Origin of the sequence: Actinomadura syzygii (genome assembly GCF_008085905.1) — a bacterium.
Classification (GTDB): domain Bacteria; phylum Actinomycetota; class Actinomycetes; order Streptosporangiales; family Streptosporangiaceae; genus Spirillospora; species Spirillospora syzygii.
Window position 1 is genome coordinate 181,488 of sequence record NZ_VSFF01000010.1, and the last position, 21,189, is coordinate 202,676.

20 protein-coding genes are annotated in these 21,189 nt (G+C 74.2%); 6 read left to right on the top strand and 14 right to left on the bottom strand.

Annotation, left to right across the window (positions count from 1 at the left end):
• Window positions 1–104: 104 nt before the first annotated feature.
• The gene (locus FXF65_RS46145; protein ID WP_342787533.1) at window positions 105–401 is read right to left on the bottom strand and encodes a hypothetical protein; all 297 of its coding nucleotides are present in this window, start codon (window positions 399–401) and stop codon (window positions 105–107) included.
• Between the two features lie 496 nt (window positions 402–897).
• Window positions 898–1,509: a hypothetical protein gene (locus FXF65_RS26235; protein ID WP_148352697.1), complete on the bottom strand. Its 612-nt coding sequence runs from the start codon at window positions 1,507–1,509 to the stop codon at window positions 898–900.
• Between the two features lie 100 nt (window positions 1,510–1,609).
• Between FXF65_RS26235 and FXF65_RS26240 the strand changes: the two genes are divergently transcribed.
• The gene (locus tag FXF65_RS26240) at window positions 1,610–2,425 is read left to right on the top strand and encodes a hypothetical protein (protein ID WP_148352698.1); all 816 of its coding nucleotides are present in this window, start codon (window positions 1,610–1,612) and stop codon (window positions 2,423–2,425) included.
• Here the strand turns inward: FXF65_RS26240 and era are convergent.
• The 3 genes from era to FXF65_RS26255 all read right to left on the bottom strand — a co-directional run bounded on the left by era (window position 2,416) and on the right by FXF65_RS26255 (window position 9,000).
• Complete coding sequence (gene era / locus FXF65_RS26245) at window positions 2,416–3,339, bottom strand: GTPase Era (RefSeq protein WP_246199111.1); 924 nt, start codon at window positions 3,337–3,339, stop codon at window positions 2,416–2,418. The two genes, FXF65_RS26240 and era, sit on opposite strands and share 10 nt — an antisense overlap.
• A 58-nt stretch (window positions 3,340–3,397) precedes the next feature.
• On the bottom strand, window positions 3,398–6,742 hold the full coding sequence (locus FXF65_RS26250) for an ATP-binding protein (RefSeq protein ID WP_148352700.1): 3,345 nt from the start codon (window positions 6,740–6,742) through the stop codon (window positions 3,398–3,400).
• A 125-nt stretch (window positions 6,743–6,867) separates the two neighbouring features.
• Window positions 6,868–9,000: an MMPL family transporter gene (locus FXF65_RS26255; RefSeq protein ID WP_148352701.1), complete on the bottom strand. Its 2,133-nt coding sequence runs from the start codon at window positions 8,998–9,000 to the stop codon at window positions 6,868–6,870.
• 146 nt (window positions 9,001–9,146) lie between these two features.
• Here FXF65_RS26255 and FXF65_RS26260 point away from each other — a divergent pair, with 146 nt between their 5' ends.
• A complete protein-coding gene (locus FXF65_RS26260) occupies window positions 9,147–9,485 on the top strand; it encodes a cytidine deaminase (RefSeq protein ID WP_148352702.1) in 339 nt (112 codons plus the stop codon).
• A 20-nt stretch (window positions 9,486–9,505) separates the two neighbouring features.
• On the opposite strand, the gene FXF65_RS26265 is transcribed toward FXF65_RS26260, so the two are convergent.
• The 4 genes from FXF65_RS26265 to FXF65_RS26280 all read right to left on the bottom strand — a co-directional run bounded on the left by FXF65_RS26265 (window position 9,506) and on the right by FXF65_RS26280 (window position 12,846).
• The gene (locus FXF65_RS26265; protein WP_187412514.1) at window positions 9,506–10,807 is read right to left on the bottom strand and encodes a hemolysin family protein; all 1,302 of its coding nucleotides are present in this window, start codon (window positions 10,805–10,807) and stop codon (window positions 9,506–9,508) included.
• Window positions 10,807–11,283: an rRNA maturation RNase YbeY gene (ybeY, locus tag FXF65_RS26270; protein ID WP_148352703.1), complete on the bottom strand. Its 477-nt coding sequence runs from the start codon at window positions 11,281–11,283 to the stop codon at window positions 10,807–10,809. The genes FXF65_RS26265 and ybeY overlap by 1 nt, the downstream gene beginning before the upstream one ends.
• Window positions 11,280–12,359, bottom strand: a complete 1,080-nt coding sequence (locus tag FXF65_RS26275) for a PhoH family protein (RefSeq protein ID WP_148352704.1) — start codon at window positions 12,357–12,359, stop codon at window positions 11,280–11,282. The genes ybeY and FXF65_RS26275 overlap by 4 nt, the downstream gene beginning before the upstream one ends.
• A gap of 142 nt (window positions 12,360–12,501) precedes the next feature.
• A complete protein-coding gene (locus tag FXF65_RS26280; RefSeq protein WP_187412515.1) occupies window positions 12,502–12,846 on the bottom strand; it encodes a histidine triad nucleotide-binding protein in 345 nt (114 codons plus the stop codon).
• A gap of 298 nt (window positions 12,847–13,144) precedes the next feature.
• Here FXF65_RS26280 and FXF65_RS26285 point away from each other — a divergent pair, with 298 nt between their 5' ends.
• Both FXF65_RS26285 and FXF65_RS26290 read left to right on the top strand, forming a co-directional pair.
• Window positions 13,145–13,732 (top strand): SigE family RNA polymerase sigma factor, encoded by a 588-nt coding sequence (locus tag FXF65_RS26285; protein WP_067884542.1) that lies wholly within the window; start codon window positions 13,145–13,147, stop codon window positions 13,730–13,732.
• Entirely contained in the window at window positions 13,729–14,427 is a 699-nt protein-coding gene (locus tag FXF65_RS26290; RefSeq protein WP_148352706.1) for a hypothetical protein, read from the top strand. Before FXF65_RS26285 ends, FXF65_RS26290 begins: the two co-directional genes overlap by 4 nt.
• A gap of 52 nt (window positions 14,428–14,479) precedes the next feature.
• Here the strand turns inward: FXF65_RS26290 and FXF65_RS26295 are convergent, their stop codons facing one another.
• From FXF65_RS26295 to hrcA, 3 genes are all read right to left on the bottom strand, one after another.
• Window positions 14,480–15,211 carry a 16S rRNA (uracil(1498)-N(3))-methyltransferase gene (locus FXF65_RS26295; RefSeq protein WP_148352707.1) on the bottom strand — a complete coding sequence of 244 codons (732 nt, stop codon included), beginning with the start codon at window positions 15,209–15,211 and terminating at the stop codon, window positions 14,480–14,482.
• A 66-nt stretch (window positions 15,212–15,277) separates the two neighbouring features.
• Complete coding sequence (gene dnaJ, locus FXF65_RS26300) at window positions 15,278–16,414, bottom strand: molecular chaperone DnaJ (RefSeq protein ID WP_148352708.1); 1,137 nt, start codon at window positions 16,412–16,414, stop codon at window positions 15,278–15,280.
• A complete protein-coding gene (hrcA, locus tag FXF65_RS26305; protein ID WP_148352993.1) occupies window positions 16,415–17,428 on the bottom strand; it encodes a heat-inducible transcriptional repressor HrcA in 1,014 nt (337 codons plus the stop codon).
• A 301-nt stretch (window positions 17,429–17,729) separates the two neighbouring features.
• Here hrcA and FXF65_RS26310 point away from each other — a divergent pair, with 301 nt between their 5' ends.
• Complete coding sequence (locus FXF65_RS26310; RefSeq protein ID WP_246199112.1) at window positions 17,730–18,548, top strand: DUF3097 domain-containing protein; 819 nt, start codon at window positions 17,730–17,732, stop codon at window positions 18,546–18,548.
• 43 nt (window positions 18,549–18,591) lie between these two features.
• On the opposite strand, the gene hemW is transcribed toward FXF65_RS26310, so the two are convergent.
• Entirely contained in the window at window positions 18,592–19,800 is a 1,209-nt protein-coding gene (gene hemW, locus FXF65_RS26315; RefSeq protein WP_148352710.1) for a radical SAM family heme chaperone HemW, read from the bottom strand.
• 65 nt (window positions 19,801–19,865) lie between these two features.
• The gene (locus FXF65_RS26320; RefSeq protein ID WP_148352711.1) at window positions 19,866–20,306 is read right to left on the bottom strand and encodes an antitoxin YezG family protein; all 441 of its coding nucleotides are present in this window, start codon (window positions 20,304–20,306) and stop codon (window positions 19,866–19,868) included.
• A 338-nt stretch (window positions 20,307–20,644) separates the two neighbouring features.
• Between FXF65_RS26320 and FXF65_RS26325 the strand changes: the two genes are divergently transcribed.
• Window positions 20,645–21,181, top strand: a complete 537-nt coding sequence (locus tag FXF65_RS26325; RefSeq protein ID WP_148352712.1) for a DUF4870 domain-containing protein — start codon at window positions 20,645–20,647, stop codon at window positions 21,179–21,181.
• Window positions 21,182–21,189 lie beyond the last annotated feature (8 nt).

Consider the following 21,189-nt stretch of genomic DNA (forward strand, 5'->3'; position numbering starts at 1 on the left):
GCTGCGGCCGCTAAGGAGGAGCAGCTCACGCGTCACGTCAGCCAAGCTAACAGATGGAATCCGGGTTCCGGAAACCGGCGTCCGGATGCTGAGACGCCGGTGTGTCAAGGGACGAGCACGGACAGGCAGGTCACGCAGCCGTCGAGCGCCTCGAACTCGCTGATGTCCACGCTGGTGACGCGCAGGCCGTCCGCCGCGAGGCTCGCCGCGGTGCGCGGCGCGGACGCCGCCATCAGCACGTGGTCGGGGCCGAGCACCACCACGTGCGCGCCCGCCGGCTCCCGGACGACCCGCATGCACGGCAGCACCGAGGTGTCGACGTGCTCGGGCAGGCCGATCAGCCCGCCGTCCGGCAGCGCGGTCATCGCCGACTTGAGGTGCAGGCAGCCGCGCACGTCCACCGGGACGACCCGCCGCCCGCCGAGCAGCCGGGCGAGCTGGCAGATGCCCTCCTCGTTCGTCCGGGCGCCGCGCCCCGCGTAGACGGTGTCGCCGACGGCGAGGACGTCGCCGCCGTCCAGGGTGCCGGGCGCCTCGATCCGCTCGATCCGCAGGCCGAGGTCGCGCGGCCCGCTCCGCGCCGGGCAGCTCGCCGCGCCGGACCTCCGCCCCGGACCGGCCGAGGACGGCGAGGTCCCCGCAGACGATCAGCGCGTCCTCGATGAACACGGCGTCGGGCTGGTCGTCGGCGGCGGCGACGGAGCTCACCCGCCAGCCCGCCGACCGCAGCGCGGCGGTGTAGGCGGCGTGCTGGCGCATGGCGAGCGCCACGTCCACCGGACGCCGGTCGGCGTGCGTGACGAGGCCCTCCGCGAGGCGCGGGCCGGGTGCGCGGACGAGGGCGCGGCCCATGCCGGGCGTCAGCTCCGCGGACCTGGCGCTGGGAGCGGTCCACATCTAGCGCGCAGCTCCCTCGGTGGTCACGATCACGCCGAGCGCGTAGGCGGGCGACATGCCGAGCAGGTCCGCGATACCGTGCAGTTCGCGCCGCTGCGGCTCGCCGAGCGGCCCGGAGGCCAGCCCGATCCGGACGACCTGCGCGAGGAACCACTCCTTGGCCTCCACGGCGAGCTGCGCCCCGGCGCCGACGACCTCGCGCTCCAGGAACGTCCGGCGCAGCGCGAGGTCGGCGTCGATCGCCCCGCCGTCGTACTCGGGCTCGCCGTAGCCGGTCACGGTCTCCACGGCGCGGGCGCGGGCCGCCGCGTTCCCGGGGTCGCCCGCGCGGAGCACCAGCGCGGCCGCGGCCCGCATGCCCGCCGCGAGGGTTTCGGCCATCCGCTGCGCGGTCGGCGTCCGCAGGGCCGAGACGGGGAAGCGGGCCCGGCACGTCCGGCACTCCACGGACTGGCCGAGCCGCCACAGCGGCACCAGCGGGACGAAGAACACCGAGAGCCAGCGCCGCCCGGCGCGCCTGCGGTAGGCGCGGTCGCCCCCGCACTGCGGGCAGTGGAACGTCCCCTCGCTGACCGTACGGAACACCGCCGTCAGGCCGAAAACGAGCAACACCGGCGCTCTCCTCCCATAACGGACTCCTTACAAACTACCGATCGGCGGGGCCCGACGTGGCCGTCCCGGCCAACGGCATCCCTGCGTTTACGCTGGGTTCATGACCGGTGACCTGGGTTCCGAGGCGGGCCGCGCGCGGTCGCGCCCGTCCTTCCTGCCGCCCGTCGACGGCTACCCGCCGCCCCAGGCGGAGGCGCAGGCAGAGCCCGCTCCGGCGGCGGAGCGGCCCGTGCGGTACGGCGGCGCCGCGTGGACGCTCGCGCTGATCGCCGCCGCGGCGGCCCTGGTGGTGTCGGCGTTCCTGCCGTGGGCGCACGCGTCGATCGTCGTCGAGCTGTTCGGGCAGCCGGTCGGCCGCGACATCGGCAGCGTCGCCGGGATCGACGCCGACGACCTCGTGCTCGCCGTCCCGGTGCTGGCGGTGATCGCGATCGCGCTCGCGTTCGGCGACCTGCTCGGCCGCGACCCCCGGATCGGCGGCCTCGCCGCCATCCCCGGGACGCTCGCCCTGCTGATGTGCGGGGTGTTCGTGCTGCGGCTCGGCGACGTCCGCGACAACCTGCCGCAGAGCGGGCTCGACGTCGGGTACCAGATCACCGTCCGCTACGGCTGGTACACGGCGGTGATCACGTCGCTGCTGGTGGTGGGGTTCAGCCTGGCCCGCCCGATCGGCGAGCGGGTGTCCAAGCCGCGGCGGCGGGACGCCGCGGAGCAGTACCCCCAGTACGACCAGGATCAGCAGTACGACCAGGGCCAGCAGTACTACGCGGATCCGCGGTACCAGGCCGACCCCTACGCGGTCTGGCCTCAGGAGGACCAGGCGTGGGGCCGCCGCGAGGAGCCGAACGACCACGGCGAACCGGAGCCGCGCCAGACGCCGGACGCCCCCGAGGAGCCGAAGCGGGATCAGTCGTAGAAGCCGAGGCGGCGGAGCTGCTTCGGGTCGCACTGCCAGTCCTTCAGGACGCTGACCCGCAGGTCGAGGAACACCTTCGTGCCGAGCAGCGCCTCGATCTGGCGGCGCGCCGCCGCACCGACCTCGCGGAGCCGGGCACCCTTGTGCCCGATGATGATGCCCTTCTGGCTGGAGCGCTCGACGAACAGGTGCGCGTAGACGTCGACGAGGTCGGCGCGCCCCTCGCGGGCGTTCATCTCGTCGACGACGACGGCGATCGAGTGGGGCAGCTCGTCCCGGACGCCCTCCAGCGCCGCCTCCCTGATCAGCTCCGCGACGAGGACCTGCTCGGGCTCGTCGGTGAGGTCGCCCTCCGGGTAGAGGGGCATGCCGTCCGGGAGGTGGGAGATCAGCAGGTCGCCGACCAGATCGACCTGGAACCCGCGCTCCGCCGAGCACGGCACGATGTCGGCGAAGTCGCCGAGCCCGCCGACCGAGGCGAGCCGCTCGGCGACCTGGTCGGGCGAGGCGAGGTCGGTCTTGGTCACGATCGCGACGACCGGGGTCTTCTTCACGCCCGCGAGCTCGCGGGCGATGTACTTGTCGCCGGGGCCGACGGGCTGGTCGGCAGGGACGCAGAAGCCGATCACGTCCACCTCGGTCAGCGTGGACCGGACGAGGCTGTCGAGCCGCTCCCCGAGCAGGGTCCGCGGCTTGTGCAGGCCGGGGGTGTCGACGACGACGAGCTGCGCGTCCGGCCGGTGGACGATCCCGCGGATCGCCCGGCGGGTCGTCTGCGGGCGGCTGCTGGTGATCGCGACCTTGGTGCCGACCAGGGCGTTCATCAGGGTCGACTTGCCGACGTTGGGCCGTCCGATGAAGCAGGCGAACCCCGCCCGGAACCCCTCGGGCGTCCCGTCTCCCAGTCTCGTCACCTTCCAATTGTCGCCCACCCGGACCAGGGCTTCCGCCATTCCGGTCAGGCGGCTCCGGTCAGGCGGCGGGGACGCCGAGGCGCGCGAGGGCGGACGCGGCGTCCTCGGCCCAGTAGGGCGCGCCCAGCCGGTCGGCGGCCCCGGCGGCCTCCCGGTAGTGCCCGGTCGCGACCTCGGCGGGGCGTTCCAGGAACAGCGCGAGATCGCCGAGGACCCTGCCGACCGGGCCGAACGTGGCGACGGCGGTGGCCCCGCCCGTGAAGTGCCCGGCGTACGGGAGCAGCTCGGCGTACGCCTCCTCGGCCAGCGCGCGGTCGCCGAGGGCGATGGCGCGCAGCGCCCGCACCGGCATGGTCAGGTCGAAGAAGTAGTCGCGCCGGACGGGCCCCGCCTCGGCGACGACGCGGCGGGCGTCGCAGACACGCCCGGCGGCGGCGAGCGCGAGGGCGTGGAGGTCGGCGGTGGCGTCGACGTGCTCCCACTGGCGGTGCAGCCAGGCGGTGCCGTCCACCATCTCCCCCACCCGGCCCTGGACGAGCCGCAGGGCGAACGTCCCGAGGAACGCCATGCCCTGCTCGCTGGCCCAGATCCGGGTCCGGCCGATCGTGTCGTTGACCTGCTCGTAGGCGCGTTCGGCCTCGTCCGGCGGGGCGCCGAAGGCGCGCATGAGGCCGCCCTCCCAGACCGCGATCTTCGCCAGCAGCGGCAGGCCGTACTGCTCGGCGAGCCGGTGCCCCTCGTCCAGGTGGCGGCGCACCGCGTCCCGGTCGAGCGCGGCGACGGCCGCGTGCTGGAGCTGCAGGTGCGCGAGGACGAGGTAGGACCCGAGGTCGTGCGCGGTGGCGAGGTCCAGGAGCTCCGCGGCGAACCGGCGCCGCTCGGCGAGGCCGTCCGCGGACCGGTAGGCGTTGATGTAGGCGCCGTTGAGCGCGACGGCGACCAGCTCGGGGACGCCGAGGTCGCGGGCCGTGCCGAGCGCCTCCGCGGACGCGGTGACGCCACGGTCGCGCTGCTCCCCCTCCAGCTCGATCGCGAGCGTGGTCAGCAGCCGGACGCGCAGCTCGCGCTCGTCGGCCGGGAGCCGGTCGAGCGCCTCCTCGGCGGCGTCGACGACGGCGCGGTCGAGGGTGCCGTACTCGCGGCTCGTCCACAGCGTCGGGACGTCGAAGCTCACGATGACGCGGGCGAGCAGGCGGACGTCGCCGAACGCGCGGGCGTCGGCGATGGCGGCGGCCCGCCGCTCCCTGGCCTGGACGACGTTCCCGGCGAGCGCGGTCGCGCGGATGGCGGACACCTCCGCCGCCAGCCGGTCCCCGGTCGAGTCCGGCCCCTCGGCGCGGAGCGTGTCCACGACGCGGGTCCAGAGCGCGGCGGCGGCGCCGTGCGCGAACCGGGCCTCGGCCGCGGCGGCCGCGCGCCGCGCGTACTGGACGGCCTTCGCCGGGTCCGCGCCCGACTCCAGGTAGTGGTGGGCGATCGCGGCGGCCTCGCCGGGCCCGTGCCGTTCCAGCGCGACGGCGACGCGGCCGTGCAGCCGGGTGCGGCGGGCCCGCGAGATCCCGTCGTAGAGGGTGTCGCGGACGAGCGCGTGCGCGAACCGCATCCGGCCCGGCTCCGGCTCGGTGACGAGGCCGCCCGCGAGGCCCGCCTCGACGGCGTCGAGCACGGCGTCCTCGTCCCCGGCGAGGTCGGCGAGGACGCGCAGGTCGGCGTCCCGGCCGACGACGGCGGCGTCGCGCAGCACGGACCGCACGGACGGCGGCAGCCGCCCGATCCGGCGGCGCAGGACGTCCCCGACCCCGGCGGGCACCCGGCGGACGGCGGCGGGCAGCCCCTCGGCGTCGAGCAGCCGGGCCGTCTCGCGGGTGAAGAACGGGTTCCCGCCGGTCCGCTCGGCGATCGCGGACAGCTCGGCGTCGTCCAGGCCGGTCGCGCAGGTCTCGCGGACCAGCGCGGCGACCTCGGGCGCGGACAGCCCGCGCAGGTCGATGCGCGCGGGCTCGTGCCGGGCGAGGGCGGCGAGCGCGGCGGCGAGGCCGTCGCCGACCTCCGTCTGCCGGAACGTCGTCACGAGGAGGACGGGACGGTCCCGCAGCCGTCCCGCGAGCCGGGCGAGCAGCGCGAGCGTCTCCTCGTCGGCCCAGTGCAGGTCGTCCAGGACGAGCAGCAGCGGCGCGCCGTCCGCGAGCCCGGCGAGGTAGTCGCCCACGGCGAGGTGGAGGCGGAACCGGCCGGTGCTGACGTCGGCCTCCGGATCGGCGGCGGCCCGCACCGCGTCGTCCAGCAGGGGGGCGAGGCGTCCGGCGAGGTCGGCGGGCGGCGGCGCGGCGGCGGACAGCTCGCGCAGCAGCTCGGCCCACGGCCAGGCGGCGGGCGCGCCGCCGGTCTCGGGGGCGCGGCCCCAGGCGCACGTCCAGCCGCGTCCGGCGAGGCTCCGCGCGAACCGCTCGGCGAGCGCGGTCTTGCCCATGCCCGCGTCGCCGCCGACGAGGACGAGACCGCCCCGTCCGGCGGCGGCGTCGCGGGCGGCGGCGCCGAGGCGGGCGAGCTCGGCGGCGCGTCCGACGAACGCGGGTCCGGGCTCGGGTTCGTCCGCGGGCTCCGGCACGGCTCGCAGCACGGGGCGGACGGGTTCGGCCAGCGCGGGCGCCTGCGCCAGGATGTCGGCCTCCAGGCGGCGCAGCGCGGGCCCCGGGTCGACGCCGAGCTCCTCGGTCAGCGCGGCGCGGGCGCGGCGGAGCGCGCCGAGCGCGTCGCCCTGGCGTCCGGCGCGGTAGAGGGCGAGGGCGAGCAGGCGCCACGCCTCCTCCCGCAGCGGGTTCGCGGCGGCGTGGGCCTCCAGGTCGGGCACGGCCTCGGCGGCGGACGCGAGCCGCAGCATCGCCTCGGCGCGGCGCTCCACGGCGAGGCGGCGGCGCTCGTCCAGCCGGGCCGCCTCGTTCGCGGCCCAGGGCAGCGCGGCGAACTCGGCGTAGGCGGGCCCGCGCCAGGCGGCGAGCGCGGCCTCGGCGCGGCGGCGGGCCGCCGCCGGGTCCGCCTCCAGCAGGTCGGCGGCCTCGCCGACCAGCGCGTCGAACCGCCAGGCGTCGACGTTCGCGTCGGGGAGGCGGAGCGCGTAGCCGGGCGGCTCGGTGACGAGGACGCTCGCGGGCGTGCGGGGCGGACGGTCCGGCTCCAGCGCGCGGCGCAGGTGCGACACGAACGACTGGAGCCCGGCGGCGGCGCGGGCGGGCGGGACCGTCCCCGCCCAGAGGTCCTCGACGAGCAGGTCGGCGGGCACCATCCGGCCGCGCGCGACGGCGAGCCGGGCGAGCACCGAGCGCTGCCGCGGGCCGCCGAGGTCGGCGGGCGCGCCCGCCACCTCGACCCCGAACGCTCCGAGCACCCGTACGACGGTCGACATGACCCGATCAGACTAACCGTGACATCTCGTCCCCGCCCTTCTAGGTCGTCCCCCGGTCCGCCGGAGGCGAGGCGCCATGACCCCGCGCTCCGGCGTCGCGGTCATGGCGCCTCTCGCCCTCCGGCTCAGGTGCGGCTGGGCTCGGGCTCCCGCACGGGCGCCGCGTCGGGCACCGACCCGCCGTGCAGGTCGATCTCCGGCAGGACGCGGGCGAGCGGCCGGGGCAGCCACCAGTTCGCCCGTCCGAGCAGCGACATCGTCGCGGGCACCAGCACCAGCCGGACGACGGTCGCGTCCAGCGCCACCGCGACCGCGAGCCCCACCCCCATCTGCTTGATCACGAGGCCCGGGTCGGCGGCGAAGCCGAGGAACACCGCGACCATGATCAGCGCGGCGCTGGAGATGACGCGCCCGGTGGCGGCGAGGCCGGTGGACACCGACCCGCGCGCGTCGCCGTGCCGCAGCCACTCCTCCTTCACCCGCGACAGGAGGAAGACCTCGTAGTCCATCGACACCCCGAACAGGACCGCGAACATCAGCAGCAGGATGAAGCTCGACACCGGGACGCTGTGCGGCAGCCCGAGCAGCCCCGCGCCCCACCCCCACTGGAACACTGCGGTGAGCACCCCGTACGCGGCGCCGATCGAGAGCAGGTTCATCACGGCCGCCTTCAAGGGCACCAGCAGCGACCTGAACACGATCATCAGCATGACGAACGAGGTGGCGACGACCGCGCCGATCACCGGCCAGAGCCGGTCCGCCAGGACCCGGGACAGGTCCACGTACACGGCGGTCAGCCCGGTGATCTCCGTGCCGGACGGCAGCGCGTCGGCGCGGATCCGGTCGACGAGGCCGGTCACCCGCTTGTCCTGCGGGCCGTAGTCCGGCGTGACCGCGATCACGGCGGCGTCGCGGCCCGGGGAGACCCGTGGCGGCGCGACGGACGCGACGCCGTCGGTCCGGGCGAGCTCGTCCGCCAGGCCGGGCAGGGCGCTCTGGTCCACCTTCTCCAGGTCGACGGCGACGAGCAGCGGGCCGTTCGCCCCTGGGCCGTAGCCGTCCGCGACCAGGTCGTACGCCTGCCGGACGGTGTTGGACGTCGGTTCGCTGCTCGCGTCGCTCGGCCACGTCCGCATGCCGAGCGCGGGCGCGGCGAGCGCGACCATCAGCGCGAACCCGGCGAGCAGCCACGGCCACGGGTGCCGCCCGACGTGCCGCGCCCACCGCCTGACCCGCGGCGACTCCACGCTGATCACCGCGCCGGCGGCGCGGTCGCGGCGGCGCAGCACCCGGCGTCCGGCGAGGCCGAGCACGGCGGGCAGCAGCGTCACGGCGCTGAGCACGGTCGTCGCGACGACGAGCCCGGTGGTGAAGCCCATGGTCATGAACACCGGCGTCCCGGACAGCACGAGCCCGGACAGCGCCAGCAGCACCGTGAACCCGGCGAAGATCACCGACTGCCCGGCGGTGGCGTTGGCGCGGCCCGCCGCCTCCGGGACGTCGAGCCCGCCCGCGAGGCCCTCCCGGTGCCTGGTCAGGATGAACAGCGCGTAGTCGATCCCGACGCCGAGCCCGGTCATGGTCGCGAGCGTCGGCGCGGTCGTCGCGACGTCGGTGACCGCGGCCAGCACAGTGATCCCGGTGACGCCGACGCCGAGCCCGGCGAGGGCCACCGCGAGCGGCAGCCCGGCCGCGACCACCGACCCGAACGCCAGCAGCAGGATCAGCAGGGCCGCGACGATCCCGACCGCCTCGGCGAGGCCGCCCGGCGCCGTCACGTTCTCCGGCACCTGGCCGCCGAACTCCACCTGGTATCCGGCGGCGTCCAGGTTCCGCGTCGCCGTCTCAAGCCGGTCGAGCGTCTCCTTCGGCTTCAGGTCGGTGACGGGCACCGAGTACTGGACGGTCAGCAGCGCCGTCGCGCCGTCGCGGCCCGGCGGCGCCGGGTCGACCTCGCTGACGTGCGGCAGCTTGCGCAGCTCCGCCGACGCCGTCGCCAGCGCCGCCTGGTCGACCTTGCCCGACTCGGCGTGCACGACGACCCTCGCGTCCGCGCCCGACAGCGCGGGGAACCGCTCCTTCAACAGGTCGGTGGCGCGCTGCGAGCCCGTCCCGGACAGCGTGTAGTCGTCGTGCAGCGCGCCGCCCGCGACGCCCGCCAGACCGGCCATCGCGCCGATGAGCACCAGCCACACGGCGACGAACCGCCACGGGCGCAGCGCCGCCGCCTTCCCCAGGCGGTAGAGCAGACGGGACATGTCCTTCTCCCCCAGAATCCTCGATCGGATCGTCCGAGGATCACGCGCGGCGGTTGCCGTCCACTTGCAGGTGACTTGCGACGGCCGGTGCCCCCGCCGGGCGCCGCTTGCGAAGCCCGGACGCCCGGACCCGTACGCTTGGGGGCGTGAGTGAGCTGAACCCCGAGGACGCGAAGATCATCACCCTGGCCAGGGCGGCGCGGGCCCGCGCCGGCGCCGCGGAGGGCGCCGCCGTCCGCGACGGGACGGGACGCACCTACGCCGCCGCCGCCGTCGACCTCCCGTCGCTGAAGCTGTCGGCGCTGAAGACGGCCGTCGCGATGGCCGCGTCCAGCGGCGCCGACGACCTGGAGGCCGCCGCGCTCGTCACCGCCGCCGACGGGCCGGACCCGTCCGACGTGTCCGCCGTCCGCGACCTCGGGCCGAAGGCCGCCGTCCTGGTCGCCGGGCCCGACGGGACCCTGCGCCGGACGCTCGCCGACTAGCCGCCGGAGGGCGCCCGGTCCTAGTCGCCGGAGGGCGGGGCGCCGACCGACCGCACGAGGACGGTCCCGACGCGGTTGCGGCGGCCCGCGATCGTCTCGGCCTTGAGCGACAGGACGGGCCCGTCGCCGCCGGAGCCGACCCGCGCCGTGGACCCCTCGATCGGGACGCGGCCGAGCGCGTGCGCCAGCAGCCCGCCGACCGTCTCGACGTCCTCGGCGTCGATCTCCACGTCGAACAGCTCGGCGAGGTCCTCGACGGGGAGCCGGGCGGTGACCCGGGCGGCGCCGTCCGGCAGCCAGGTCACCGGCGGGATCTCCACGTCGTACTCGTCGGTGATCTCACCGACGATCTCCTCCAGGATGTCCTCGATGGTGACGAGCCCGGCGGTGCCGCCGTACTCGTCGATCACGATCGCGAGGTGGATCCGGCGGGCCTGCATCTCGCGGAGCAGCTCGTCGATCGGCTTGCTGTCGGGGACGTAGGTCGCGGGACGCATCACCGAGTCGACCGTCTCCACCGACTCGCCCTCGCGGTGCTCCTGGCTGCGCCGGACGACGTCCTTCAAGTAGGCGATGCCGACGACGTCGTCCTCGTTCTCGCCGACGACCGGGATACGCGAGAACCCGCTGCGCAGCGCCAGCGACATCGCCTGCCGCAGCGTCTTCGTCCGCTCGACGAACACGATGTCGGTGCGCGGCACCATCACTTCGCGGACGAGCGTGTCGCCCAGCTCGAACACCGAGTGGATCATCTCGCGCTCGTCCGGCTCGATCAGGCTGCGCTGCTCGGCGAGGTCGACCAGGTCGCGCAGCTCCGCCTCGGACGCGAACGGCCCCTCCCGGAACCCCTTGCCGGGCGTGAGCGCGTTGCCGAGCAGGATCAGCAGCCGGGGCAGCGGCCCGAACACCCGGGTCACCGGGTGGATCACCGCCGCGCCCGCGAGCGCGATCCGGTCGGCGTGCTGGATGCCGAGCGTGCGCGGCCCGACCCCGATCACCACGTAGCTGATCACGATCATGACGGCGGCGGCGGTGACGTAGGCGCGCCACGTCTCGTCCAGCCAGGTGATGCACAGGTCGGCGACGATCACGGTCGCGACCAGCTCGCAGCCGATCCGCAGGAGCAGGACCATGTTCACGTAGCGGGCCGGGTCGGCGACGACCTCGGCCAGCCGCTTGGCGCCGCGCCGCCCCTCGCGCAGCGCGTCCTCTACGGTGACGCGCGACACGCGTGCGAGCGCCGTCTCGATGCCGGCCAGCAGGCCCGCCGTGAGGACGAGGCCCACCGCGAGGGCGGACAGCCACGCCTGCGTCGTGCTCATCAGCCGCCGCGTTTCTCCCGCCAGGACGTCAGGAGCTCGGCCTGCAGCCCGAACATCTCCTTGTGCTCGTCGGGTTCGGCGTGGTCGAAGCCGAGCAGGTGCAGGATGCCGTGCGTGCACAGCAGCTCCAGCTCGTCGCCGGTGCCGTGGCCCGCGTCCCTGGCCTGCCGCTCCGCCACCGCCGGGCACAGCACGACGTCGCCGAGCAGCGCGGGGTCGGCGTCCTCGTCGTCGTCGGAGCCGCCGGACAGGTGGCCGGGGCGCAGCTCGTCCATCGGGAACGACAGGACGTCGGTGGGGCCGGGCTCGTCCATCCACTTCTCGTGCAGCTCGGTCATCGCGGCCTCGTCGACCAGCAGGATCGACAGCTCCGCCAGCGGATGGACGCGCATCCCGTCGAGGACGTGCCGGGACAGCCCGGCCAGCGCGGTCTCGTCGACCGGGACGCCCGACTCGTTCACGACCTCGACGGTCACCGCCGCCTCCGCTTGCCGGCCCCGCCGCCGCCCGGCTTGATCTGCGGCATCCGCTGCTCGTCGTACCGGTTGTAGGCGTCGACGATGTCGGTGACGAGCCGGTGCCGGACGACGTCGCGGCTGTCGAGCCGGGAGAAGTGGATGTCCTCGACGCCGTCCAGGATGTCCTGGACGACGCGCAGCCCGCTGAGCTGCCCGTTCGGCAGGTCGACCTGCGTGACGTCGCCGGTCACGACGACCTTCGACCCGAACCCGAGCCGGGTGAGGAACATCTTCATCTGCTCGGGCGAGGTGTTCTGCGCCTCGTCCAGGATGATGAACGAGTCGTTCAAGGTGCGGCCGCGCATGTAGGCGAGGGGGGCGACCTCGATCGTCCCGGCGGCCATCAGGCGGGGGATGGAGTCGGGGTCGACCATGTCGTGCAGCGCGTCGTACAGCGGGCGCAGGTACGGGTCGATCTTCTCGTAGAGCGTTCCGGGCAGGAACCCGAGCCGCTCCCCCGCCTCCACCGCCGGGCGCGTCAGGATGATCCGGTTGACCTTCTTGTCCTGGAGGGCGCGGACGGCCTTGGCCATCGCCAGGTAGGTCTTGCCGGTGCCCGCCGGGCCGATGCCGAACACGATCGTGTGCTTGTCGATCGCGTCGACGTAGTGGCGCTGGTTCAGCGTCTTCGGCCGGATCGTGCGGCCCCGGCTGGACAGGACGTCCAGGGTGAGGACCTCGGCCGGGCGCGCGCCGCTCTCGCCGCGCAGCATCGCGAGGCTGCGCTCGACGGCGTCGGGGGTGAGCTGGGTGCCGCCCTTCAGCAGTTCGAGCATCTCGGTGAAGAGCCGGGAGACGAGGTCGGTCTCGGTCTCCGGGCCGGTCACGGTGATCTCGTTGCCGCGGACGTGGATGTCGATGTCGGCGCCGATGGCGCGCTCGATCGCGTGGAGCGACTCGTCCCGGGAGCCGAGCAGGCTCACCATCGAGTGGTCGTCCGGCACGACGATCTTGATCTGGGAGCGCTCCGCGCCGCCGTCGCGCGCGGCGCCGCCCGCCGCGGGAGTTGACCTCGTGTGAGTTGATTCGACCATCAGCCGGGCCTTGCGGCCTCTCCGACCTGCCTTCTGTCTGCTCCGGGTGCCAGGGTGTGTCGGTTCCATCGTACTGGGGACGTCCGACACGACGCCGTCCGTTTTTCCGGCGCACGCGAGCGGGCCGCGGGGCGGGCGGGGATCAGCCGGGCGGCCAGTTGAGGCCACGGCCCCCGAGCACGTGGGCGTGCACGTGGAAGACGGTCTGACCGGCCTGTGGACCGGTGTTGAACACGACCCGGTAGCCGGTCTCGGCGATGCCCTCGTCGACGGCGACCTGGTGCGCCTCCCGGACCACCTCGGCGAGCAGCCCGGGGTCGGACGCGGCCAGCTCGGCGACCGTCGGGCGGTGGTCGCGCGGGATGACCAGCACGTGCGTCGGCGCCTGCGGGTTGATGTCGCGGAACGCGAGCGCGCCCGCCGACTCCCGGACGATCTCGGCGGGCACGTCCCCGGAAACGATCTTGCAGAACAGGCAGTCGGTCATCGGTCTCCCCATCGGCGGCGGTGCGCGACCCGCCGAATCCTATCGAGCGGCCCCGGCGGAACCCGGCGGGGCGCGCGTCCGGAAAAAGGTACGCGCGGTGGACCTCCCGTTGCGGTCGGCATTCCGAGCGTCGAATGGCTAAGGTGGTCAGCTCAAGGCGTACCCCCCGGTCCGCAAGGCTTTTGGGCGTTCCCGGCCGGGCCGGGAGCGCCCGATCCACGCCGCTCCGAAGGACTATCCGAATGGACGGCCGGGGGACGGCAAAGGCGGCGGATAGGTGACCGAGGCAGAGCAGGACATGCCCTTTCGTAAACCGGGCGAGGAGGGCGCGCGTCCAACTGACGTGACCGAGACCCTCGTGGCCAGGGGCACGGCGGGCGCGGTGGCCGTCGCCTGGGACGCCGATCAGGCGGTGACCGCGCTCTACAGCGCCAACTACCGTTCCCTGGTCCGGCTGGCGGCCATGCTCGTCCGGGACGCGGGGACGGCCGAGGAGGTCGTCCAGGACGCGTTCGTCGCGATGCACGGCGGCTGGCGCCGCCTGCGCGACCCGGACAAGGCGCTGTCGTACCTGCGGCAGTCGGTGGTCAACCGGTCGCGGTCGGTGCTGCGGCATCGCGCCGTCGTCGAGAAGTACGCCCCGAAGGGCCTGCCGGACGCGCCGAGCGCCGAGGCCGGGGCCATCGGGGAGCTGGAGCGGTCGGCCGTGGTCGACGCGCTGTCCCGGCTCCCCGCACGTCAGCGCGAGGCACTCGTCCTGCGTTACTACGCCGACCTGTCCGAAGCCGAGATCGCCAGCACGATGGGCATCTCCCGCGGCGCCGTGAAGAGCCACACGGCGCGCGGAATGACCGCGCTACGCAACGTCCTGGAGCAGTTCTCATGACCACCGACCCCGACGACGAGCACGGCGAGATCCTCCGCCGCGCCCTGCACGCGGAGGCGGAGACGGTCAACCCCGCGGGCGACGGCCTGGAGCGGATACGGGCCCGCGTCGCCGAAGGCGACGGCCGCCGGCTCGGGCGTTTCGGCCTCGCGCGGTACGGGCTCGGGTTCGACCGGTTCACCGTCAACTGGGCGCGTCCCGTCCTCGCGGTGGCCGCCGCCGTGGCCATCGCCGGGCTCGGCGTGACCGCCCCGCAGACCATCGACCTCATCCAGCAGTCGGTCGGCGCGAACGGGCCGTCCGGCGGCGGGCACGACAAGTCGGGCGGCGACCGCGACAACGCCGGCGGCGACCCCGAGTTCCCCGCCCCGGCGTCGCCTGGAAGCGACCCGTCCGGCGCGTCGGCGGCGACGTCGACGACCAGCCCGAGCACCTCGCCCGGCCTGTCGTCCTGCACGATCCCCCGGACCGGGACGCCGACGGCGGCCGCCTCGCCGGGCGCCGAGCCGTCCACCGCGCCGTCCGCCTCCTCGTGCCCGGGCCAGACCCCGTCGCAGACGCCGTCGGCCACCCCGACGCCGCCCGCGACCGGGACGCCCGGGCCGGGCGAGCCCACCGACCAGCCCACGGCGCCCCCGTCCAGCGAGCCCGCGAAGACGAACAACGGCGATGGCGCCGCCACCGGCGGCTCCTGACCGCCCGGCTCCCTCCGGGGGCGTGGGGGCGTCCCCCAACAAAATGACTCGGCTACCAGCGGCCGGTCGCTGCCAGTAGGACGGCCGCTGCCGCCACTCCCGCCGTCGAGGTGCGCAGCACGGTCGGGCCCAGCCGGGTCGGGCGTCCGCCCGCGGCGGCCAGCGCGGCCAGTTCCGCGTCCGTGATCCCGCCCTCCGGGCCCACCACGACGATGATCTCGCCCGTCGCGGGCGGTGCGGCGGCGCTGAGCGGGGCGTCGGCCTCCTCGTGCAGGACGAGGGCCAGGGCCGCGGCGGCGATCCGTCCGGCCACGTCGTCCGTCGAGGCGAGGTCGGCGACGTCGGGGAAACGGCTGCGCCGGGCCTGCTTGCCCGCCTCGCGGGCCGCGTTGCGCCAGCGGGCGAGGGCCTTCTCGCGGCGCTCCGGACGCCACTGCGTGACGCAGCGGGACGCCGCCCACGGGACGATCTCGTCCACGCCCGCCTCGGTCATCGTCTCGACCGCCAGCTCGCCCCGGTCGCCCTTCGGGAGGGCCTGCACGACCGTGATGCGCGGCGCGGGCTCCGGCTCGCGGCGGCGGGCCAGCACGTCCAGCGTGAGGGAGGCGCGGTCGGCCGCGGCGACGACGCACTCGGCGAGCAGCCCGGCGCCGTCGGTGAGGTCGACGCGCTCGCCGGGGCGCAGCCGCCGCACGGTCGCGGCGTGCCGCCCCTCGGGGCCGTCCAGGACGACGTGGTCGCGCGCGAGCGCGTCCGTCCCGGCGAGGAACACCGGCGGGCTCACGCGCCCTCCCGTTCAGTCGTCCGGTTCACCGCGGCGGCCTTCGCGGTAGGCCGCCGCCGTGGCTCTTCAGTGCTGGTTGAAGACGTCCTTGATGCGGGAGAACACGCCGGTCCGGTGGCCCGGCGCGAACTTGCCGGGCGGGCGCTCCTCGCCGCGCAGCGCGGCGAGCCGCCGGAGCAGCTCCTCCTGCTCCTCGTCGAGCCGGTTCGGCGTCTCGACGTTCACGTGGATCATCAGGTCGCCGCGCCCGCTCTCGTTGAGGTGCCGGACGCCCCGGTTGTACAGCGTGATGACCTGACCGGACTGCGTGCCGGGCTTGATGTCGACGCTCTCGGCCGCGTCCAGCGTCTCGATCGTGACGCTGGTGCCGAGCGCCGCCGCCGTCATCGGGATCTCGACCGTGCAGTGCAGGTCGTCGCCCTCCCGCTCGAAGATCGCGTGCGGCTTCTCGACGATCTCCAGGAACAGGTCGCCGGGCGGGCCGCCGCCGGGGCCGACCTCGCCCTCCCCGGCGAGCTGGATGTGGATGCCGTTCTCCACCCCGGCGGGGATCTTGACCTTGACGGTCCGCCGGGTGCGGACCCGGCCGTCGCCCGAGCACTCGGTGCACGGGTTGCGGATCACCGAGCCGAACCCGCCGCAGGCCGGGCACGGCCGGGCCGTCATGACCTGGCCGAGGAACGAGCGCTGCACCTGCTGCACCTCGCCGCGCCCGTGGCACGTCTCGCAGGTGTCCGGGTGGGTGCCGGGCGCGCAGCCCGACCCCTCGCAGGTCGTGCAGGCGACCGCGGTGTCGATGGACAGCTCGCGGGTCGTGCCGAACGCCGTCTCGCCGAGGTCGAGCTCGACCCGCAGCGTCGCGTTCCGGCCGCGGCGCGCGCGCGACCGGGGGCCGCGCGCGGTCGCGGTGCCGAAGAAGGCGTCCATGATGTCGCTGAACGGGAACCCGGCGCCGCCAAAGCCTCCCGCGCCCGCACCGGCGCCGGACGCGAACGGGTCCGCGCCGAGGTCGTACATCTCGCGCTTCTTCGGGTCGGAGAGCACCTCGTACGCCTGGGTGATCTCCTTGAACTTGTCCTGGGTCTCCGGATCCGGGTTGACGTCCGGGTGGAGTTCCCGCGCGAGCCGGCGATAGGCCTTCTTGACCTCGTCGGCGCTGGCGTCCCGCCGGACGCCCAGGGTCGCGTAGTAGTCGTTGGCCACTTACGACCCCGCCAGGATCTGTCCCACGTAGCGTGCCACTGCCCGTACCGCTCCCATCGTGCTGGGGTAATCCATGCGTGTCGGCCCGAGCACTCCTAGCCGGGCCAGGGTGAGGTCGCCCACCCCGTAGTCGGCGGCGACGACCGAGGTCGACCGGAGCCCCAGGTCGGGGTTCTCGGTGCCGATCCGCACCGTAACTTTAGAGGAGTCGCCGGTCTCGCCGAGCAGTCGCATGAGGACCACCTGCTCCTCCAGCGCCACGAGCACCTCCCGCAGCCCCTGCGAGAAGTCGACCGAGGCGAGGTTCGCCGCCCCGGCGAAGACGATCTTCTCCTCGTGCTTCTCGACGAGCGTCTCCAGCAGCACCGACAGCACCGCCGCCGTGAGCGGGCGGTCGTCCGGGCCGACCTTGTCCGGCAGGTCGGCCACCGCGGTCGGCACGTCGCCGAGGCCCAGCCCGTCGAGGCACGTGTTGAGCAACGCCCGGAGGTGCCCGATGGATTCCTCGCTGACCGGGCCCGCGGATTCGATCACCCGCTGCTCGACCCGGCCCGTGTCGGTGATCAGGACGAGCAGCAGCCGTCCCTCGGCGACCGGGACGAGTTCCACGTGCCGCACCGTCGAGCGGGTCAGCGACGGGTACTGCACGACGGCGACCTGCCGGGTGAGCTGGGCGAGCAGCCGGACCGTCCGGCCGACGACGTCGTCGAGGTCGTAGGCGCCGGACAGAAACGTCTCGATCGCGCGGCGCTCGGCGACCGACAGCGGCTTGATCGTGGACAGCCGGTCGACGAACAGCCGGTAGCCCTTGTCCGTGGGGACGCGTCCGGCGCTCGTGTGCGGCTGGGTGATGTAGCCCTGCTCCTCCAGCACCGCCATGTCGTTGCGGATGGTGGCCGGGGACACGCCGAGGTTGTGCCGGTCCGTGAGGGCCTTGGAGCCGACCGGCTCGTTCGTGGAGACGTAGTCCTCGACGATGGCGCGCAGGACCGAGAGCTTGCGGTCGTCCAGCACCCGGGTCACCTCCTTCGTCCCGCCGGGGCCCGTGCCGCCGGCGCCCCCGCGCCGCTGGCACTCATTCCTCCCGAGTGCCAATTGTACGGCCCGGAGAGCCACTCTGGAGTGCCCCGCGCGCACCGGCACGGCTGCGCGATCTTATCCGTTTCGGACGCCGCCGCCCATCCACCCAGGAACCACCCTTTTACGACGCGGGGCGGCACGGGGGTGGCGCGGGGCAGCGCGGGCGCCGGGACGCCACGCCGAAGGACGACGGGCGACGCCGCGCGGGCGTCCCGCCGGGTTAATGTGCGGACCCGTGCGGAGTAAGGACTATGGAAACGACGTGCTGGGCGGCGACTGGCGGCGTCCCCGCAAGGGCCAGATCCCGGAGGTGCCCGCCGAGCCGGGCCTCGTCGCCGAAGATCCCGACAGCGGCTTCTGCGGCGCCGTGGTCGCCTGCGACAAGCTCGGCGTCACCCTGGAGGACCGGTTCGGCAAGCGGCGGGTGTTCCCCCTGACCAAGTCAGGGTTCCTGATCGACGGCAAGCCGGTCACGCTGGTCCGGCCGACCGCGGCGCCAGGCGGCGGACGTCCCGCGCGCTCGGCGTCGGGGTCCATCGCCGTGCGGGGGCTGCGCGCCCAGGTCGCCAAGGAGAGCCGCATCTACGTGGAGGGCGTCCACGACGCGGAGCTGGTCGAGAAGATCTGGGGCCACGACCTGCGGGTCGAGGGCGTCGTCGTCGAGTACCTCGAAGGCGTGGACGACCTGCCCGCCATCGTCGAGGAGTTCGCCCCGGACGAGGACCGCCGCCTCGGCGTCCTCGTCGACCACCTCGTCGAGGGCTCCAAGGAGTCGCGGATCGCGGCGCGGGTGTCGTCGCCGCACGTCCTCGTCACCGGGCACCCGTTCATCGACATCTGGGAGGCAGTGAAGCCCGCGTCGGTCGGCATCCCGGAGTGGCCCCGCGTCCCGCGCGGCATCCCCTGGAAGGAGGGCGTCGTCGCCCGGCTCGGCTGGGACGACGACACCGGCGCCGCCTGGAAACGCATCCTGAGCCGCGTGAACTCCTACACCGACCTCGAACCCGCCCTCCTGGGTCGGGTGGAAGAGCTGATCGACTTCGTTACTGGCTAGCCCAGGGGGGCGACCCCCTGGAACCCCCGTGGCACGGGGGCCGTCAGGTGAGGTCGCGGACTACGGCGTCGGCCAGGAGGCGGCCCTTGCGGGTCAGGACGGCCCGGCCCCGCTCGTAGGGGGACGGTTCGACCAGGCCGTCGTCGATCGCCTTCCGGACGGCCTTGTCGTCCAGCAGCGTGGACGGGCAGCCCTGCGCGAGGCGCAGTTCGAGCATGACGCGCTCCATGCGGCGGTCGTCGTCGTCCAGGACCTCCCTGGCGTACGCGGGCGTCGTGCCCTCGGCCAGGCGGGAGGCGTAGGCGGCGGGGTGCTTGACGTTCCACCATCGGGTCCCGCCGACGTGGCTGTGCGCGCCCGGGCCGACGCCCCACCAGTCGGCGCCCGTCCAGTAGAGCATGTTGTGGCGGCAGGCGGCGGCGGGCGTCGCGGCCCAGTTGGAGATCTCGTACCAGTGCAGGCCGTGCGCGGACAGGGTCTCGTCCGCGATCAGGTACCGGTCGGCCATGGCGTCGTCGTCGGGAGCGGTCAGTTCGCCGCGCCGGACCTGTGCCGCCAGGCGCGTGCCGTCCTCGACGATGAGCGCGTACGCCGACACGTGGTCGGGCTCCGCTTCGAGGGCGGCCCGCAAGGACCCCCTCCAGTCGTCGTCGGTCTCGCCTGGCGTGCCGTAGATCAGGTCGAGGTTGATGTGCTCGAAGCCTGCCTTGCGCGTCCATTCCACAACCTGCGGGACACGTCCCGGCGAATGCGTCCGCTCCAGGACGGCGAGGACGTGCTCGCGCGCGCTCTGCATGCCGTAGGAGACGCGGGTGAATCCGACCTCGCGCAGTCTGGACACGTAGCCCTCGTCCACCGACTCGGGGTTGGCCTCGGTGGTGACCTCCGCGCCCGGTGCGAGCCCGAACTCGGCGTCGATTGCGGCCAGGACACGTCCGAGATCCTCGGCTGGGAGCAGGGTCGGCGTGCCGCCGCCGACGAATACCGTCTCGACGGGCAGGTCCACGTCGCCCAGCACGCGCCGGGCCATGCGGACCTCCGCGATGGCGGTGTCGGCGTAGGAGTCGCGGCTCGCGCCCGGACCTAGCTCGGAGGCCGTGTAGGTGTTGAAATCGCAGTATCCGCAGCGGGTCACGCAGAAGGGGACGTGCACGTAGAACGCGAACGGGCGCTTTCCCAGGCCGTCCAGGGCGCTGCCGGGGAGCGAGCCGTCGGCGGGTACGGGATCACCGTCGGGAAGGGTCGAGGGCACGCCTCCAGTCTGCCGTGCCCCGAGCCCTGCTCCGGCGCTTGCCCGAGGTCTGCCCCGGCGCTCGGTCAGTCTTCGCCGAGCTTGGCGCGGAGCCAGTCGGGGATGTGCTCGTCGGTGCGGGGGAAGCGGTCGAGGTCCATCGCGTAGGCGGACGAGGTGAGCGGCGGCGTGAAATCGGGCTCGCCGTCGTAGTCGAACTCGGCGCTGAACCGTCCCGACCGCTCGACCTTCAGCCGGGCCGTGAACCAGGCGCCCTGGCCGCTGCGGTACATGGCGCGGCGCAGCTCGTCCATCATCCCGACGGCCTGGCCCGGCGGCAGTGCGGTGCGGCGGTCGCCGTCCGCGCCCTCCACCTCCAGGGACGCGCTGTCGATCCCGACCGTCGCGCGGAACTCGAAGTCGAGCCGCTCCCAGCCGGACGGCGCGGCCGACCGCAGCGCGCGGACGGCGCCGTTCACGGTCTCCCGCTCCTTCGCGGAACGCAGAACCTGGTCGGGGTCGGTCACGCTGCCCTACCTTTCAGGGGGACGACCCTCAGGCCCCCGAGGGGCGGACGCCACGAGCCTCGCTTCGCCGCGGTCACACCGCCTCCGGAAGTCCGTCTGGGACGCCTTAGCTCGATCGACACGTTGCTTGATCGGCACCGTACCTTCCGACCGTACCGGGGTCCACGAAGAGATCATCGCATTTCCGTCTCCGGACGGGCTCCGCTCGCATTCGGCGAGGTGGCACGAAACGGACATGGGACGGGCGTTCGCGGGAACCCGAGCGAACTCCGGAGGCGTCCAAGGAGTCATAGACTTCAGCCCATAGCTCGCTCAGCGAACTAGGAGAGGACTCCGCCATGGCCTACGGGCCTCCCCCGTCGCCCGGCCAGGGACAGCAGCCCGAATGGCAGCAGCAGACGCCCTGGCAGCAGCCAGGGAACCTCTGGCAGCAGCAACCCCAGCAGCCGCCGCAGCAGCAGCCCGGCGGCCCCTGGCAGCAGCAGCCTCCTCAACCGCAGCAGGGCGGGGGCACGGCTCAGATGCCGGGCCATTTCGGTCCGGTGTCCGATGACGAGAAGACCTGGTCGCTCATGGCGTACGTGGGTCAGTTCCTCGTCGGCGTGATCGCGCCCGCGGTCGTCCTCGTCGGGAAGGGCGGCGGGTCTCCGTTCGTCCGCCGGCACGCCGCGCAGGGCCTCAACATGGGCCTCGCCGCCGTCGCCGTCTGGTTCGTGTTCGGGCTGCTCTCGCTGGTCATGGAAGCGCTCATCTGGGTGCCGCTGCTGTTCACGGCCGTCGTGATGTTCTTCCTGGTCTACGCGGGACGCGCCGCCAACCGGGGCGAGTTCCGGCGGGTCCCGGCCGCGGTCGCCTGGCCGCTGCTCAAGAAGTAGCGCGGGGT